Here is a 14,860-nt window from a genome sequence, read left to right as displayed (position 1 = left end):
GGCGGTCAGCTCTTGCCGTGCACCCAGCGGCCGAGCAGGTGATGCGCGATAGCGAAAGGATGCGGGCCGGCAAGCCCGTCGGGATGCGTCCGCTTCAGCATCAGGGCCGCATCCTCACGCGTGAACCAGCGTGCGTCCTCGAGCTCGGAGTGATCGACGACGATGTCCTCGTTCAAGGCCCGCGCGCTGCAACCGATCATCAGCGACGACGGATAGGGCCAGGGCTGCGTCATGTAATATTGCACGTCGGTGCAGCGGATGCCCGACTCTTCGAGAATCTCGCGGCGTACTGCGTCCTCGATGGTCTCGGCGGCCTCGACGAAGCCGGCGAGGCACGAATACATGCCCGGCGGAAATTGCTTCTGCCGGCCGAGCAGGCATTTTTCGCCGGATGACACGTGCATGATCACGACCGGATCGGTGCGCGGAAAGTGCTCGGCCTTGCAAGCCGGGCATTCGCGCTTCCAGCCGCCTTCCTTCATCGCGCTGCGAGTGCCGCAATTGGCGCAATAGCCGTGGCGCTGATGCCAGCCCACCATCGACTTCGCCATCGCGACCGCCGAGAGTTCTTCGGGCGCGATCGCGCCCTGCATCGCCATGCCGCGCAGCTCGGTGACGGCATAGTCCTCGCGGCCCATCAGCTTCTCGGCCGCGGCCTGCGACAGGCCCATGCCGAACGTTGCGGCGCCGTCGCGCAGCCCCAGGAAGATCGTGCCGGGATTGGCGCCGCATTTCAGCGCCTCGTCGATTCCCAGCAGCGCGCGCACCTTGTCGCCCTCGCGCTTGACCAGCAGCGAGTCGCGGTAGACGACATAGGCGCGCGACGATGGCTTCTGCTCCATCGCGAACAGTTTTTCGTCGTCGCGGCGCAGATGCGCGGCGCGATCGAGGATGTTGGTGACGAAGGCCGGCTGTCCCAGCGGAAACGAGTCGAATGCTGACATTTCTTGTTCTTTCAACCCAACCAGATTTTTCGGCGAAGCGCGCTGATGAAATTCTGCACCTCAGTGGCGTCGTGCGCCAAGGGCTTCATCACGCCCCAGACCGGCCGCGGCCAGGCTGCGTCACTCGTCCGGCGTGCGATGATGTGAACGTGAAGCTGCGGCACGAGATTGCCGAGCGCTGCGACATTGAGCTTGTCGCATTGGGTGATCTCCTTCAGCGCGCGCGAGACACGGGAGATCTCGGTCATCAATTGCGCCTGCTGCACCTCGTCGAGATCGATGATCTCGACCGCATCGGCGCGCCGCGGCACCAGCAGCAGCCAGGGGTAATGCGCGTCCTTGATGACGAGCACCTTCGACAGCGGCAAATCGCCGATGTCGATGGTGTCCTCTTTCAGGCGGGAGTGCAGCGACCAGGCGGGATCGGACATATGCGTTTCCAGAATGCCCGACGGGTCGGGCGCGTTTGGTCGGACCATACGATACGGAGTTGGCGAGGGGAAGGATGGGGCTCCGCAGGTCCCGCATGCTCCATTGTCGTCCCGGCGAAGGCCGGGACCCATAACCACATGACGAAATTTGGCGAAAGCTGGTGGTGAAGAGTCTTCCCGCGGTACGACCACCTGCGCCTATCGATAGATTCCGCGGTATGGGTCCCGGCCTTCGCCGGGACGACAGAGAATTTGCGGCGCTGCCTTACGCCTCCGCCAGCACCCGCGCATTGGCGCGAACCGAGGCTTCGCTGACGCGAATGCCGAGGCCGGGGCCGTCAGGCACGACAACGTGACCTGCGCGATTGGCGACGCGCTCTTCCAGCACGTCCTCGGTCAAAACATGATGCGGCATGTAGAACTCGCAGCCAAGCGAGATGCCCGGTGTTGCCGCAATCAGCTGTGTGCCGGCGGCGAGCCCAATGCCGCCCTCCCACAGCGTGCCGCCATAGCCGGGCAGACCGGCGATGTCGGCGATTGCCATGATCGCCTGCGCCTCGAACAGGCCGCCGGCCTTCATCAGCTTGATCGAGACGGCGTCGGCGGCCTCGCGGCGCACCACCTCCATCATGTCGCGGCGGTCAAAGCAGCTTTCGTCGGCGAGCACGGGCGTTTCCAGCGCCGCGGTCAGCTGCGCCATCACGTCGAGAAATTTGCGCGGCACCGGCTGCTCGATGAAGGTCGGCGCAAACTGCTCGACATCGCGCAAAATCTTGATGGCGCCGAACGGCGCCAGTGCCTGGTTGTAATCGACGCGAAGGTCGACCTTGTCGCCGAACTCGTTGCGGATCGCCTCAAGATGGTCGAGATCCTCGCGGTGCGGCTTCACGCCGGTCTTGACCTTGTAGATGACATTGCCGTCCGGAACCATTTTTCGCATGCGTTCGAGATCGGCGGCGAAATCCGGATCGGCAATCGAGAAAGAGAGAGGAATCGTGTCGCGGACACGGCCGCCGAGCAGATCGGCGACCGACAGCCCCGACGATTTGCCGACGATGTCGAGCAGCGCCATCTCGATCGCCACCTTGGCCTCGGCATGACCGACCAGCGCGCGATCGAGATCGGCCATCAGTGCGCGAATGCGCCGCACGGACTTGCCGAGAACGATTGGCCGCAAATAGATGTCGAGAGCGGAGAACGCCGCTTCCGGCGTTCCCGTAAAAACCTCCCACGGCGCGGCCTCGCCCCAGCCGACCACACCGTCGCTTGACGTCAGTTCGAGCAGCACGCGTTTCACCGTGCCCTTGACGTTGCCGACGCCCTGAAGGCGCGCCATCTTGATCGGGCTCTCGATCAGGAAGAGCCTGAGACGTTGGATGGTCGCTTCGGTCATGTCAGGCCTCCATTGACGTGCCAGACCTGGCCGGTGACGTAGGACGCCTTCGGGGATGCCAGGAAGGCGATGATTTCGGCGACCTCTTCCGGCCGCCCGCGGCGGCGCATCGGGATCAGCGCCTCGGTCGCTGCGATTTGCTCCGGCGACAGCCTGCTTTCGCTGGGCTTGTCCTTGACGATGAGGCCCGGCGCAACCGCGTTGACGGTGATTCCGTCTTTCGCAAGTTCAACCGCAGTGAGGCGTACCAGCGCTTCCAGCGCGGCACGGCTAGCGGCTGTCGCTGCAAACGGCGCGAATTCAGGCCGGATCGCGTGCGCCACGAAGGAGGACACCGCGACGATTCGAGCGTCTTGTCCGGCACGCAGCAGCGGAAGCGCCGCCTCGACCATCCGCGTGAAGGCGAGTGCCGATTCGTCCATCGCCTGGCGGAACTGATCCGCCGGCGTGCCGATGGCGCTGCCGCGGCGGGCGTGGCCGCCGACCAGGATCAATCCGTCAAGCCGGCCGAAGGCCTTTTGCGTGGCGGCGACGGCATCGATGATCGCCGTCTCCTCGACGAGATCGCCGAGGCATTTGGCGACGACAGCGCCTTTCGCTTCGGCTTCCGCCGCAGTGGCGTCGAGACCTTCTGCGTTCGAGCGTGTGTGCAACAGAAGCGCGACGCCAGGCGCAGCGAGCGATTTTGCGGTGGCGCGACCGATGCCGCTGGCGGCACCGGTGACGAGATAGACGCGGTTGATATCGGGCATCACGATGTCGCGTTGGCCGGCGGCAGTGCGCCGGTGCGGTGGAAATGGCTGAGGAAGGCGCGTGTCGCGGCTTCCTGCGGATTGTCGATCACCTGCCGCGCCGGGCCTTCCTCGACCACGACGCCATCGCGCATGAAGATGAGGCGATCGGCGACCTCGCGGGCAAAGGCGATCTCGTGGGTCACGATCACCATGGTCATGCCTTCGGAGGCCAGCTGCTGGATCACGTTCAGCACCTCGCCGACGAGCTCGGGATCGAGCGCGGACGTGGCCTCGTCAAACAGCATGACATCCGGCTCCATCGCGAGCGCGCGTGCGATCGCGACGCGCTGCTTCTGGCCGCCGGAGAGTGTCGCCGGATATTGGTCGGCCTTCTCGGCAAGGCCCACTTTGGCGAGCTGGGCACGTGCGAGCTTCTCGGCGTCCGCCTTCGCCATGCGCCGTACCGTGACCGGTCCCTCCATCACGTTCTGGAGCGTCGTCATGTGCGGGAACAGGTTGAAATGCTGGAACACCATGCCGGTGGTGGCGCGGAATTTGGCCAGCGTCCTCACGTCGGGGAGCTTTGAACCATCGCCGAATGAAAAGCGCGTGTCGCCGACACGGACGCTGCCGCCGTCGGGCACGACCAGGAGATTGATGCAGCGGAGCAGCGTCGACTTGCCGGAGCCCGACGGGCCGATCAGCGCCACGACGCCGCCCTTGGCGACGTCGAGGCTGATGTTCTTGAGGACTTCGTTGCTGCCGAAGCTTTTGCGCAAGCCGCGGATCTCGATTTTCGAAATGTTCTGGGAAGTCTCGCTCATTCGCTGACCGCCAGTCGCTTCTCGCCGCGGCGGACGATGATGGTGAGCGGGATCAGGATCGCCGCATAGGCGACCGCGACGGCGGTGTAGGTTTCCAGCGGCCGGTAGCTGTCATGGGCGGCGACCTGGCTTTGATAGACCAGATCAGGCACCGCGAGCACCGAGACCAGCGAGGTGTTCTTGAACTGGATGATCGACTGGTTCATCAGCGCCGGGATCATGCGCTTGATCGCCTGCGGCAGCACGATGCGCCGCATGCTCTGGCTAGGTGTCATGCCGAGCGCGGCGCCGGCTTCCGACTGGCCCTTGTCGATCGAGATGATGCCGCCGCGGATGATCTCTGAATAGAAAGAGCCGCCATAGAGCGAGAGCGCCATCGCTGAGGCCGTGATCGGCGTCATCTCGACACCGGCGAGGATCGGCAGCGCATAATAGAACCAGATCAGCTGCACCAGGATCGGCGTGCAGCGGAACGCCTCGATGAAGGTGAGGGCGGTCAGGCGCACCGCCTTGAACCGCGACAGGCTGCCGAACGCCCCGAACAGGCCGAACACAAGGCCGAGCAGCACGATCACCACGGTGAAGCCGACGGTGACGCCAAGCCCGTTGAGAAAGAGCCAGCGATAGCTCCAGAGGATGCCGAAGTCCCACTGATACATGCGTGTTGTTACTTTTACCCGATGTCAGTTCAGAAACTTGTCGTCATGCCCGGGCTTGTCCCGGGCATCCACGTTCTTGGTGCCGCGGGTCAGACGTGGATGGCCGGGACAAGCCCGGCCATGACGATGCGGATACTTCAGGCGCTTATCACTTACAGCGAAACGCCCGGCGGAATGTCCGCTTCGGTCACGCCCACCAGCTCCATGTTGGTGATGATCGCGTTGCGGATGAAGCCGAGGCCCTTGTTGAAGTCGATCCAGGTGTTGACGTAGTCGCGGAAGGTCTTGTCGTTCTCGCGGCGGAAGCCGGCGTTCGACGTGGTGGCGAAGATCGGCGTCGGCAGCACGAACTGGCCGAGTGAGGGATTCTTCTTCAGCACGGTCAGCGACAGCATGGTGATCAGACACTGCGCATCGACGCGGCCGGTCTGCAGCGCGGCAGTGGCGTCGTCGGCGGTCTTCAGCCGCGAGATCTGCGCCTTCGGCGTCAGGCGGCTGACGACCTGGTCGTGCGACGAGCCCTGGTCGACCGCGATCTTGATGTCGGGCGAGTTCAGCTCGGCCCAGCTCTTCGGCTTGAAGTCCTTCTTGCAGAGGATGCCGAAGGCGTTGTTGAACACCGGCACCGAGAAATCGACCACCAGCGCGCGCTTCGGCGTCGGGTTCAGGCCGAAGAAGATGTCGATCTTGTTGGACTGGAGATCAAGCACCGAATTGCCCCAGGTGGTTTCGGTGATCTCGAGCTCGGCCTCCATGTCGTCGGCAAGCGCCTTGGCGATGTCGATGTAAAAACCCTTCCACTGGCCGCTGGCGAGGTCCTTCATGTAATAGGGGGCGCCACCGCCGACTGCGCCGATCCGCATCTTTTTGGTGCGGCGGATGCGGGCAAAGGTCGATTCGTTGGGATCGGCCGCCTGGGCCACGGCCGGAGAGGCTAGCGCGCCCGCTGTCACCGCGCCGATAGCGCCAAGTCCGACAATCGATGCAACATCACGACGTGTAACCATTGGGATCAATCGCTTTTCTGGTTAGGTGGAGTTCCGGCAGCGTTCTTACCAAGGTGGCGGAGGCTGCGAAAGCACAGCCTATCGGCTGAGCAGACCCGAAATTGCCCGGATGCTGGGCAAGATCAAGCTGGCCAAAGTGATACCCGCTTGCTTTCCCGACCTTTTAGCCCCAAATAGGGACCGGGAGATTGGCGGTGGACGAGCCACTCGCCAACCGGGTCAGGTCCGGAAGGAAGCAGCCCTAACGAGGTCCGGATCGGGTCGCTCGTCAGTCTCCTACCTGTTTTTTCGAGCGAATTGCGCCGGCGGGCTTCCCGCCTGCGCGCTCCTGTCCGCAAAAGCCAGCCGAGAGACATTCCATTGCGGATTGACCGATGACCGACGCTGGCGCCCCTCCTGATCCTGACAGCGCCGGCAAAGCCGCCAACGCCCCATACCGGGTGCTGGCGCGCAAATACCGCCCCTCCTCGTTCGACGATCTGATCGGCCAGGAGGCCGTGGTCCGCACCGTCTCCAATGCGTTCGAGACCGGGCGCATTCCGCAGGCCTGGATCCTCACCGGCGTCCGCGGTGTCGGCAAGACCACCACCGCGCGCATTCTGGCCCGTGCGCTCAACTACGAGATGCCGGACGGCTCGGTGACGGGCCCGACCATCCACATGCCGACGCTCGGCGTGCATTGCCAGGCGATCATGGAAAGCCGGCACATGGACGTGCTGGAGATGGACGCGGCCTCGCATACCGGCGTCGACGACGTCCGCCAGATCAATGACAGCGTGCGCTACGCGCCGGCCAGCGCCCGCTACAAGGTCTACATCATCGACGAAGTCCACATGCTGTCGACAGCGGCGTTCAACGCCTTCCTGAAGACGCTGGAGGAACCGCCAGAGCACGCCAAATTCGTGTTCGCCACGACGGAGATCCGCAAGGTTCCGGTTACGGTGTTGTCGCGCTGCCAGCGCTTCGATTTGCGCCGCGTCGAGGCCGACGTGCTGATGACGCATCTCGCAAACATCGCAGCGAAGGAGAGCGTCGAGATCGAGCCGGAGGCGCTCGGCATCATCGCGCGCGCCGCCGAAGGCTCGGTACGCGATTCGCTGTCGCTGCTCGACCAGGCCATCGCGCATGCGGCGGGCCAGGTGAAGGCCGATGCGGTCAGGCAGATGCTGGGCCTTGCCGACCGCACCCGCGTCATCGACCTCTTCGATTCGCTGGCGCGCGGTGACATCGCGAGCGCCTTCAAGGAGTTCCGCGACCAGTACGATGTCGGCGCCGATCCGATCGTCGTGCTCTCGGACCTTGCGGAATTCGTCAATTTCGTCACCCGCGTGAAGATCGTGCCGGCAACCGCCGACAACGTCGCCTATGGCGAGACCGAACGCGTGCGCGCGAAGGATTTCGCCTCGAAGATCTCGATGCGCGTGCTGTCGCGGATGTGGCAGATGCTGCTCAAGGGCATCACCGAGGTGCAGGCCGCGACGCGCCCTGCTGCGGCCGCCGAGATGGTGCTGGTGCGCATCGCCTATGTCGCCGACCTGCCGACGCCGGACGAGGCGATCCGGATGCTGGAGCAGAACGGTGGCGGTTCGCCGGTCGTGAGCGGCGGCAGTGCTGCGCGCAGCGGTGCGCCGGCTACCCCGATGGCTTCCGCGGCGCCGGTCGCGTCAGCCGCGCCGGTTCGCATGCCGACCTCGTCGCCGTCCGCGTTTAGCGGCGGTGGCGCCAGGCCGCAGATGGCGGCACCCGCGCCGGATCCGCAAGCTGCGGCTCCTCAGGTGCGCATCACGAGCTTCACCCAGCTCGTCGCGCTTGCCAGCCAGAAGCGCGACGTCATGACCAAGGGCGCGCTCGAAGGCGACATGCGCCTCGTCCGTTTCGAGGAGGGCCGGCTCGAAATCGCGCTCGAGCCGAACGCCTCGAAGACCATGATTACCGAGCTCGCGCGAAAATTCGAGATGTGGACCGGCCGGCGCTGGACCGTGATCGTCTCCAACGAGCAGGGCCAGCCGACGCTGCGCTCGGTGAGCCAGGCGGCCAAGCAGGAACATGCGCGCTCCGCCGAGGCCGATCCGCGTGTGCAGGAGGTGCTATCGCGCTTCCCCGGTGCGAAGGTCGTCGAGATCCGCAGGCTTGCCCCCGAGACGCCGGAATCCAATATTAACGCCGACTATGGCTCCGACGATCCGCCCGACGGTTCCGACGACGATCTCTGAGCATGATCCGGAAAAGTGTGAAGCGGTTTTCCGACAAGATCATGCTCAAAACAACTTAGGCTTTCCAAGGACGAACACCCATGGCTGATTTTCTCGGCATGATGAAGCAGGCGGCGCAGCTGCAATCCAAGATGCAGGAGATGCAGGAGCAGCTCGCCAATGTGGAGGTCGAGGGCATCTCCGGCGGCGGTCTCGTCGCCGTGCGCATGACCGCGAAGATGGACGTCAAGGGCGTCAAGATCGATCCCTCGCTGATGAAGGCCGAAGAGCGCGAGGTGCTGGAAGATCTGCTCGTCACCGCGCTCAGTGATGCTCGCCGCAAGGCGGAGACCGCGATGCAGGAGAAGATGCAGTCGCTGACCGGCGGACTCGGCCTGCCGCCGGGGCTGTTCGGCCAGTAATATGGGCGCGGTTGCAGGTCCCGAAATCGAGCGGCTGGTCCAGCTTCTCGCGCGGCTGCCGGGCTTGGGCCCGCGCTCCGCACGGCGCGCGGCGCTGCATCTGATCAAGAAGCGCGAAGCGCTGATGATGCCGCTGTCCTCCGCCCTGCAAGTTGCGCTGGACAAGGTTCAGGTCTGCAAGACCTGCGGCAACATCGATACGCAGAATCCCTGCACCGTCTGCATCGACCCGAAGCGTGATCCGGCCATCATCGTGGTCGTCGCCGACGTCGCTGATCTCTGGGCGCTGGAGCGGGCCAATGCGACCCAGGGGCGCTACCACGTGCTGGGCGCCACCCTGTCGCCGCTCGATGGCGTGGGCCCGCAGGATCTCACCATCGACGCGCTGGTGGCGCGTGCCCACGCGACCGAGGTGCACGAGATCATTCTTGCGCTGAATGCGACAGTCGACGGACAGACCACCGCGCATTACATCACCGACCTGCTTCAGGACGCCAACGTAAAAGTAACCCGGCTGGCCCATGGTGTGCCTGTTGGTGGCGAGCTTGATTATCTCGATGAGGGCACGCTATCGGCCGCCATGCGGCAGCGGACCCTGTTCTAGCCATCCAGACTTGACGGAACGGACGACATGACGAAACTTTTCGCCACACGATCGGCTTTGGTCGCGACGATGCTTTTGCTGGTGACACCGGCCATCGCCGCGCAGCAGGACGACGAGGCGCCGCCGCCCTCGAAGCCCGGCAAGCCGATCAGCGCCGGCGAGGTGCTCTCGGGCGAGCTGAACGCCATGAAGATTCGCGACGCCAAGAACGCCGGCAAGCGGATTGCGATGTACCAGATCACCTCCGAGCCGCGCCGCCTGCCGGCGCCGAACGGGCTGTGCGATCTCGAGACCGGACCTGAGACGTTCCAGCTCATCACCTCCAGCGACGCGCAGGCCACGCAGCTGAAATCGTTCGTCGGCAAGGAGATTTCCGTCAAGGTCGACGAAATCGCCTGCGCCAGCGATCCCGGCCAGATGAGCGAGGCCGTGGTGACGAAGTGGAGCTTGGTGCGGAAGTAGGAGGCGGCGCTACACCCTTACCGGTCCCAGCGCCTCAAAATGCCCGCGCTTCTGCAGCCATGTCAGCAGCACCAGGCTCGGGATCGCCACCAGCACGCAGATCACGAAGAACAGTGGCCAGCCAGTCGTGTCGGCCACGAAGCCGGCGCCTGACGAGAGATAGGTTCGCCCCACCGCTGCAAGCGCGGTGAGCAGCGCATATTGCGTCGCCGTGTGCAGCGGGTTCTGGCACAGCGCCGAGAGATAGGCGACGAAGATCACGGTGCCGATGGCGCTGGTGAAATTCTCGGCGCAGATCGCGAGCGCCAGCGCCCATTGATTGGTGCCGACCACTGCGAGCCAGGAGAAGGTCAGATTGGCCAGCGCCTGCAGCACCCCGCCGATCCAGAGCGAGGTTGCGAGCGAATAACGCCGCGCGACAAAACCGCCCGCGAAGCCGCCGATCAGCGTCGCTGCGAGGCCAACGCCCTTCACGATCGCCGCATAATCGTTGCGGGTGAAGCCGAGGTCGATCACGAACGGCGCCGTCATGGTGCCGGAGAAGGCATCGGTGAATTTGAACAGCACGACGAAGGCGAGCGCGGCGAGCGCGTCCTTTCGCGACAGGAATTCCGAGAACGCGCCGATCGCCGCATGCAGCACGCGCGTGAACGCGGTCTCTTCGTGCGTCGCAGCTTCCGCCCGCACCGATTGCTCGGGCTCGGTCGCGGCGAGCGCCGTGATCGTCCCGATCAGCACCATCGCCGCCATCACCACATAGCCCCACATCCAGGCCGAGGTGCGCGTGATGCCGGTGCTCTCGAAACCGGAGACGATGAACAGCGCCCCCGCGGTCGAGACCAGCATGCCGATGCGATAGGCCGCGACATAGGCCGCCATGCCGGCCGCCTGCTCGCTCTCGGGTAGGCTCTCGACGCGAAAGGCGTCGACCACGATGTCCTGCGTCGACGACGTCGTCGCCACCAGCAGCGCGCCGAGCGCGACATAGAACGGCGAGCGTGCCGGATCCGTCATCGCCAGCAGCAGGATCGCGACGATCAGCAGCAATTGCGAGAACAGCAGCCAGCCGCGCCGGCGGCCGAAGGCACGCGTGAACAGCGGCACATGCAGCGCATCCACCAGCGGCGCCCACAGGAACTTCAGCGTGTAGGGCGTGCCGACCAGCGCAAACAGCCCGATGGTCTTGAGATCAACCCCGGCCTCGCGCATCCACACCAGCAGCGTCGATCCCGACAGCGCCAGCGGTAGCCCCGAGGAGAAGCCAAGGAACAGCACGATCAGCACCCGCGGTTGCAGGTAGACAGCCAGGCTGTCGCGCCATGAGGAACGCGGATCAGCGGTGGCCGGAGCAGCTTCTGAGGTCGCGTCAGGTGCGGTCATTCGGGCTTGTTAGCAGATTCTGGCGGCGCTGCCTCGTCTCCCTCGCCCCGTTCTTACGGGGAGAGGGCGGGGTGAGGGGCCTCTATCCGCAGATGAGATGGCCGTGAGACCTGTACCCCCTCACCCGAATTCGATCTGCGATCGAATTCGACCTCTCCCCGCAAGCGGGGCGAGATAAGGAACTCACTCCCCCGCCTGGAGCTTCCTCGGAAACAGCTCCGGCGCACCCGTCGTCACCAGCCGCGGGCCGTCCGTGGGTGTGTCGGTCTTGCTGAAATCGAGCTCCTCGATTCTCCCCGCGCGCTTTTCGATCTTGTCGGCGGAGATCAGGATCTGGTGGACGTCCTCGTTCGCGTCCGCAAAGTGCTTCTGCAATTTCAGCACGCGGTCGCGCAGGCGGCCGAGATCGTCGCCGAGCTTGATCACCTCGGTCTGGATCTGGTCGGCGGCATCGCGCATGCGCGCGTCCTTCATGATCTGCTGCATCACCTGGATCGCGAGCATCAGCAGCGAGGGCGACACCAGCACGACCTTGGCGCGATAGGCCTTCTGGATCACGTCGTCGAAACCGTCATGGATCTCGGCGTAGACCGATTCCGACGGCACGAACATCAGCGCCATCTCCTGGGTCTCGCCGGTGACGAGGTATTTTTCGGCGATGTCGCTGACATGCTTCATCACGTCGCCGCGCAGCCGCTGCGTGGCGGCGCGCTTTTCCTCGTCGGACCGCGCATCGTGCAGCGCGGTCATCGCTTCCAGCGGGAATTTCGCATCGATGCAGAGCGGGCGCTGGTCGGGCAGGAACACCACGCAATCCGGCCGCTTGCCGGTCGAGAGCGTGAACTGGAATTCGTAAGCGCCCTTCGGCAAGCCGTCCTGGACGATCGCCTCCATCCGCGCCTGGCCGAAGGCGCCGCGCGACTGCTTGTTGGCGAGCACGTCGCGCAAGGTCGTCACCTGCGTGGTGAGGTCGGTGAGGTTCTTGTGCGCGTTGTCGATGATGCCGAGCCGCTCGTGCAGCGCGCGCAGGCTCTCCATGGTGTTGCGGGTCGAGTGCTCCATGGACTGGCCGACCCGATGGGTCACCGAATCCAGCCGCTCGTTGACCGCGCGCGCCATCTCGGCCTGACGGCCGGCCAGCGCCTGGGTCATGGCGTCGGCCCGGCCGGCGGCCTCGCTCTGGGCGTGCAGCACCTGGCTGAGGCGCTCCTCCAGCTCGTCGGCGCGGATGGCGTGTGCCATGGCGAGTTCCGCGCCGCGCCGCCCGGATCGCGCGATCACGACGGTAATCAGCACGAGGAGGATGAGGACCAGGGCGCCGAAGCCGATCAGCGCATCGATCGTGCGCACCGGCCAGTCGCCCAGCATGAAAATGATCTCGTTCATGCCCGTCCTTCTACCCGATTCGCCGGGGCATACGAACGAATAGCGAACATTTATGGTTAATCGATCCCTAATCCTTATGGTTAACGAAACCTGAAGTTTTATGGTTAGCGGACCGTTAACGCGTTCCCGGCCGCATTGACCGCTTGTCGCGCGCAGCTTAAATCGCCCGCCATGGCCCTCAGAGAAATCATCATCCTGCCCGACAAGCAGCTGCGTCTGGTCTCCAAGCCGATCGAGAAGGTCACGCCGGAGATCCGCAAGCTTGCCGACGACATGTTCGAGACCATGTACGACGCGCCCGGCATTGGCCTGGCGGCGATCCAGATCGCGCAGCCGCTGCGGCTGATCACCATGGACCTCGCCAAGCCCGGCCAGGACGGCGAAACCAAGCCGGAGCCGCGCGTCTTCATCAATCCCGAGATCATCGCGTCTTCCGAGGATCTGTCGGTCTATGAGGAAGGCTGCCTGTCGATCCCCGAATATTACGAGGAGGTCGAGCGGCCGGCGAAGGTGCGCGTGCGCTTTACTGATCTGGACGGCAAGGTGCACGAGGAGGACGCCGAAGGCCTCTACGCCACCTGCATCCAGCATGAGATCGACCATCTCAACGGCGTGCTGTTCGTCGACTATCTCTCGAAGCTCAAGCGCGACCGCGTGATCAAGAAATTCGAGAAAGCCGCCAAGCGCGCGGAGTAAGGTTCTCCGTCGATGCCCCTCCGCCTGATCTTCATGGGCACGCCCGATTTCTCCGTGCCGACGCTGCTCGAGCTCGTCGCGCACGGCCACGAGATCGTGGCTGTCTACACCCGCGCGCAGAAGCCGGGCGGGCGGCGCGGTCTGCAATTGCAGCCAACGCCGGTCGAGGAGGCCGCGCGAAAACTCGGCGTGCCCGTGCTGACGCCGAAGACGCTGAAGACGCAGGAAGCGCTCGACGAGTTCAGCGCGTTTGGTGCCGATGCCGCCGTCGTCGTCGCCTACGGCATGATCCTGCCGCAGGCGATCCTCGATGCGCCAAAGCTCGGCTGTTACAATCTACATGCTTCGCTGCTGCCGCGCTGGCGCGGTGCCGCGCCGATCAATCGCGCGATCATGGCCGGCGATGCCGAGAGCGGCGTGATGGTGATGAAGATGGATGTCGGTCTCGACACCGGCGACGTCGCCATGGCCGAGCGCCTTTCGATCACCGACACCATGACCGCGGTCGATCTGCACGATCGCCTGTCCCGGCTTGGTGCCGATCTGATGGTGCGCGCCATGGCCGCGCTCGACCGCGGCGGCCTTCAGCTCAAGAAGCAGAGCGAGGACGGCGTCACCTACGCCGCCAAGATCGACAAGGCCGAGGCGCGGATCGACTGGAGCAAGCCCGCGCACGCGGTGCTGCGTCACGTGCACGGCCTGTCGCCGTTTCCCGGCGCCTGGGCCGAACTCGCCGGCGCCAGCGAAAATGCGCGCGTAAAAATTCTGCGCTGCGAGCTCGCCAAAGGCTCCGGTGCGCCGGGCGAGGTGCTGGATGGCCAGCTCACCATCGCCTGCGGCGAGGGCGCGATCCGCATCCTCGAGCTGCAACGCGAGGGCAAGGCCCGGATGCAGGCCACCGACTTCCTGCGCGGCGTGAAGGTCGAGCCGTCGATGCGGCTCGCCTGATGCCCCGCTACAAGCTCACCATCGAATATGACGGCGCGCCGTTCTTCGGCTGGCAGATTCAGGACACGCTGCCGTCGGTGCAGGGCGCGTTGGAAGCGGCGGTGAAGGCAATGACCGGCGCGGACGTGCGGGTGCATGGCGCGGGCCGCACTGATGCCGGCGTGCACGCGCGCGGCCAGGTCGCGCATGTCGATATCGAGAAGTCATTTCCGCCGGGTCGCTTTCGCGATGGATTGAACGCGCATCTGCGCCCGCATCCGGTTGCGGTGCTCGAAGCCGACATCGTGCCTGATAGTTTCGAGGCGCGCTTCTCGGCCGTCAAGCGCCACTACCGCTACCGTGTCGTCAACACCCGCGCCAATCTCGCGCTCGACATCGGCCATGCCTGGCGCGTGCCGCGACGGCTCGATGCCGACGCAATGCATGCCGCGGCACAGCGCCTGCTCGGCAAGCACGATTTCACGACCTTTCGCGATACCGAGTGCCAGGCCAAATCGCCGGAGAAGACGCTCGACCAGCTCGACGTGCTGCGCGACGGCCGCGAGATCACCATCGTCACCTCGGCGCGCTCGTTCCTGCACAGCCAGGTGCGCTCAATGGTGGGGTCGCTGGTCTGGGTCGGCGAAGGCCGCTGGACCGCGGATGATCTCTCTGCAGCGCTAGAAGCTCGCAATCGTGCGGCCTGCGGCATCGTCGCGCCGCCGGAGGGGCTGTATCTGGTGAAGGTGGATTATTGATTCTTTCTTCGCCTCTCCCCGCTTGCGGGGAGAGGCCGCGT

General features: G+C 64.9%; 16 protein-coding genes and 1 other RNA gene. 8 read left to right on the top strand and 9 right to left on the bottom strand.

The annotated features are described in order from the left end of the window. Window positions 1–5: 5 nt before the first annotated feature. The 7 genes from nudC to ACLFLU_RS39725 form a co-directional block, all read right to left on the bottom strand. Window positions 6–944 (bottom strand): NAD(+) diphosphatase, encoded by a 939-nt coding sequence (nudC, locus tag ACLFLU_RS39755; protein ID WP_426410068.1) that lies wholly within the window; start codon window positions 942–944, stop codon window positions 6–8. Window positions 945–955: 11 nt separating this feature from the next. Next, window positions 956–1,375 carry an HIT domain-containing protein gene (locus tag ACLFLU_RS39750; RefSeq protein ID WP_426410067.1) on the bottom strand — a complete coding sequence of 140 codons (420 nt, stop codon included), beginning with the start codon at window positions 1,373–1,375 and terminating at the stop codon, window positions 956–958. Window positions 1,376–1,640: 265 nt separating this feature from the next. After that, complete coding sequence (locus ACLFLU_RS39745; RefSeq protein WP_426410066.1) at window positions 1,641–2,768, bottom strand: muconate cycloisomerase family protein; 1,128 nt, start codon at window positions 2,766–2,768, stop codon at window positions 1,641–1,643. Beyond that, window positions 2,765–3,520, bottom strand: a complete 756-nt coding sequence (locus ACLFLU_RS39740) for an SDR family NAD(P)-dependent oxidoreductase (RefSeq protein ID WP_426410065.1) — start codon at window positions 3,518–3,520, stop codon at window positions 2,765–2,767. The genes ACLFLU_RS39745 and ACLFLU_RS39740 overlap by 4 nt, the downstream gene beginning before the upstream one ends. Beyond that, window positions 3,520–4,326 (bottom strand): amino acid ABC transporter ATP-binding protein, encoded by an 807-nt coding sequence (locus tag ACLFLU_RS39735; protein ID WP_426410064.1) that lies wholly within the window; start codon window positions 4,324–4,326, stop codon window positions 3,520–3,522. The genes ACLFLU_RS39740 and ACLFLU_RS39735 overlap by 1 nt, the downstream gene beginning before the upstream one ends. After that, window positions 4,323–4,985 carry an amino acid ABC transporter permease gene (locus ACLFLU_RS39730; RefSeq protein ID WP_426410063.1) on the bottom strand — a complete coding sequence of 221 codons (663 nt, stop codon included), beginning with the start codon at window positions 4,983–4,985 and terminating at the stop codon, window positions 4,323–4,325. Before ACLFLU_RS39730 ends, ACLFLU_RS39735 begins: the two co-directional genes overlap by 4 nt. A gap of 152 nt (window positions 4,986–5,137) precedes the next feature. Next, a complete protein-coding gene (locus tag ACLFLU_RS39725; protein WP_426410062.1) occupies window positions 5,138–5,992 on the bottom strand; it encodes a transporter substrate-binding domain-containing protein in 855 nt (284 codons plus the stop codon). Window positions 5,993–6,175: 183 nt separating this feature from the next. On the opposite strand from ACLFLU_RS39725, the gene ffs reads away from it, so the two are divergent. From ffs to ACLFLU_RS39700, 5 genes are all read left to right on the top strand, one after another. Then, window positions 6,176–6,272, top strand: an RNA gene (ffs, locus tag ACLFLU_RS39720) — signal recognition particle sRNA small type. A 94-nt stretch (window positions 6,273–6,366) separates the two neighbouring features. After that, on the top strand, window positions 6,367–8,205 hold the full coding sequence (locus ACLFLU_RS39715) for a DNA polymerase III subunit gamma/tau (protein WP_426410061.1): 1,839 nt from the start codon (window positions 6,367–6,369) through the stop codon (window positions 8,203–8,205). 80 nt (window positions 8,206–8,285) lie between these two features. Then, a complete protein-coding gene (locus ACLFLU_RS39710; RefSeq protein ID WP_426410060.1) occupies window positions 8,286–8,606 on the top strand; it encodes a YbaB/EbfC family nucleoid-associated protein in 321 nt (106 codons plus the stop codon). Window position 8,607: 1 nt separating this feature from the next. Beyond that, on the top strand, window positions 8,608–9,210 hold the full coding sequence (gene recR / locus ACLFLU_RS39705; RefSeq protein ID WP_426410059.1) for a recombination mediator RecR: 603 nt from the start codon (window positions 8,608–8,610) through the stop codon (window positions 9,208–9,210). A 27-nt stretch (window positions 9,211–9,237) separates the two neighbouring features. Beyond that, window positions 9,238–9,672 (top strand): hypothetical protein, encoded by a 435-nt coding sequence (locus ACLFLU_RS39700; RefSeq protein ID WP_426410058.1) that lies wholly within the window; start codon window positions 9,238–9,240, stop codon window positions 9,670–9,672. Window positions 9,673–9,681: 9 nt separating this feature from the next. Here ACLFLU_RS39700 and ACLFLU_RS39695 read toward each other — a convergent pair whose 3' ends face one another. Next, window positions 9,682–11,052 (bottom strand): AmpG family muropeptide MFS transporter, encoded by a 1,371-nt coding sequence (locus tag ACLFLU_RS39695; protein ID WP_426410057.1) that lies wholly within the window; start codon window positions 11,050–11,052, stop codon window positions 9,682–9,684. A 183-nt stretch (window positions 11,053–11,235) separates the two neighbouring features. After that, window positions 11,236–12,438, bottom strand: coding sequence for a DNA recombination protein RmuC (locus ACLFLU_RS39690; protein WP_426410056.1), 1,203 nt, complete (start codon window positions 12,436–12,438; stop codon window positions 11,236–11,238). Between the two features lie 171 nt (window positions 12,439–12,609). On the opposite strand from ACLFLU_RS39690, the gene def reads away from it, so the two are divergent. From def to truA, 3 genes are read left to right on the top strand one after another with little or no spacing between them, the layout of a single operon-like run. After that, window positions 12,610–13,134, top strand: coding sequence for a peptide deformylase (gene def, locus ACLFLU_RS39685; protein ID WP_426410055.1), 525 nt, complete (start codon window positions 12,610–12,612; stop codon window positions 13,132–13,134). Between the two features lie 12 nt (window positions 13,135–13,146). Next, window positions 13,147–14,082: a methionyl-tRNA formyltransferase gene (fmt, locus tag ACLFLU_RS39680; RefSeq protein ID WP_426410054.1), complete on the top strand. Its 936-nt coding sequence runs from the start codon at window positions 13,147–13,149 to the stop codon at window positions 14,080–14,082. Further along, the gene (truA, locus tag ACLFLU_RS39675) at window positions 14,082–14,819 is read left to right on the top strand and encodes a tRNA pseudouridine(38-40) synthase TruA (protein WP_426410053.1); all 738 of its coding nucleotides are present in this window, start codon (window positions 14,082–14,084) and stop codon (window positions 14,817–14,819) included. Before fmt ends, truA begins: the two co-directional genes overlap by 1 nt. Window positions 14,820–14,860: the final 41 nt, after the last annotated feature.

The sequence above is a fragment of the Bradyrhizobium ganzhouense genome, from assembly GCF_049949285.1.
GTDB classification, from domain to species: Bacteria; Pseudomonadota; Alphaproteobacteria; order Rhizobiales; family Xanthobacteraceae; genus Bradyrhizobium; species Bradyrhizobium ganzhouense.
Note: the sequence above shows the minus strand (reverse complement) of the source record. Positions and strands in the feature narration are given on the sequence as shown.

Coding starts and splice junctions, on each gene's coding strand:
- def (WP_426410055.1), top strand. CDS start 12,610: ATGGCCCTCAGAGAAATCATCATCCTGCCCGACAAGCAGCTGCGTCTG.
- ACLFLU_RS39740 (WP_426410065.1), bottom strand. CDS start 3,520: ATGCCCGATATCAACCGCGTCTATCTCGTCACCGGTGCCGCCAGCGGC.
- ACLFLU_RS39750 (WP_426410067.1), bottom strand. CDS start 1,375: ATGTCCGATCCCGCCTGGTCGCTGCACTCCCGCCTGAAAGAGGACACC.
- truA (WP_426410053.1), top strand. CDS start 14,082: ATGCCCCGCTACAAGCTCACCATCGAATATGACGGCGCGCCGTTCTTC.
- nudC (WP_426410068.1), bottom strand. CDS start 944: ATGTCAGCATTCGACTCGTTTCCGCTGGGACAGCCGGCCTTCGTCACC.
- ACLFLU_RS39700 (WP_426410058.1), top strand. CDS start 9,238: ATGACGAAACTTTTCGCCACACGATCGGCTTTGGTCGCGACGATGCTT.
- fmt (WP_426410054.1), top strand. CDS start 13,147: ATGCCCCTCCGCCTGATCTTCATGGGCACGCCCGATTTCTCCGTGCCG.
- ACLFLU_RS39735 (WP_426410064.1), bottom strand. CDS start 4,326: ATGAGCGAGACTTCCCAGAACATTTCGAAAATCGAGATCCGCGGCTTG.
- ACLFLU_RS39690 (WP_426410056.1), bottom strand. CDS start 12,438: ATGAACGAGATCATTTTCATGCTGGGCGACTGGCCGGTGCGCACGATC.
- ACLFLU_RS39715 (WP_426410061.1), top strand. CDS start 6,367: ATGACCGACGCTGGCGCCCCTCCTGATCCTGACAGCGCCGGCAAAGCC.
- ACLFLU_RS39710 (WP_426410060.1), top strand. CDS start 8,286: ATGGCTGATTTTCTCGGCATGATGAAGCAGGCGGCGCAGCTGCAATCC.
- ACLFLU_RS39730 (WP_426410063.1), bottom strand. CDS start 4,985: ATGTATCAGTGGGACTTCGGCATCCTCTGGAGCTATCGCTGGCTCTTT.
- ACLFLU_RS39725 (WP_426410062.1), bottom strand. CDS start 5,992: ATGGTTACACGTCGTGATGTTGCATCGATTGTCGGACTTGGCGCTATC.
- recR (WP_426410059.1), top strand. CDS start 8,608: ATGGGCGCGGTTGCAGGTCCCGAAATCGAGCGGCTGGTCCAGCTTCTC.
- ACLFLU_RS39745 (WP_426410066.1), bottom strand. CDS start 2,768: ATGACCGAAGCGACCATCCAACGTCTCAGGCTCTTCCTGATCGAGAGC.
- ACLFLU_RS39695 (WP_426410057.1), bottom strand. CDS start 11,052: ATGACCGCACCTGACGCGACCTCAGAAGCTGCTCCGGCCACCGCTGAT.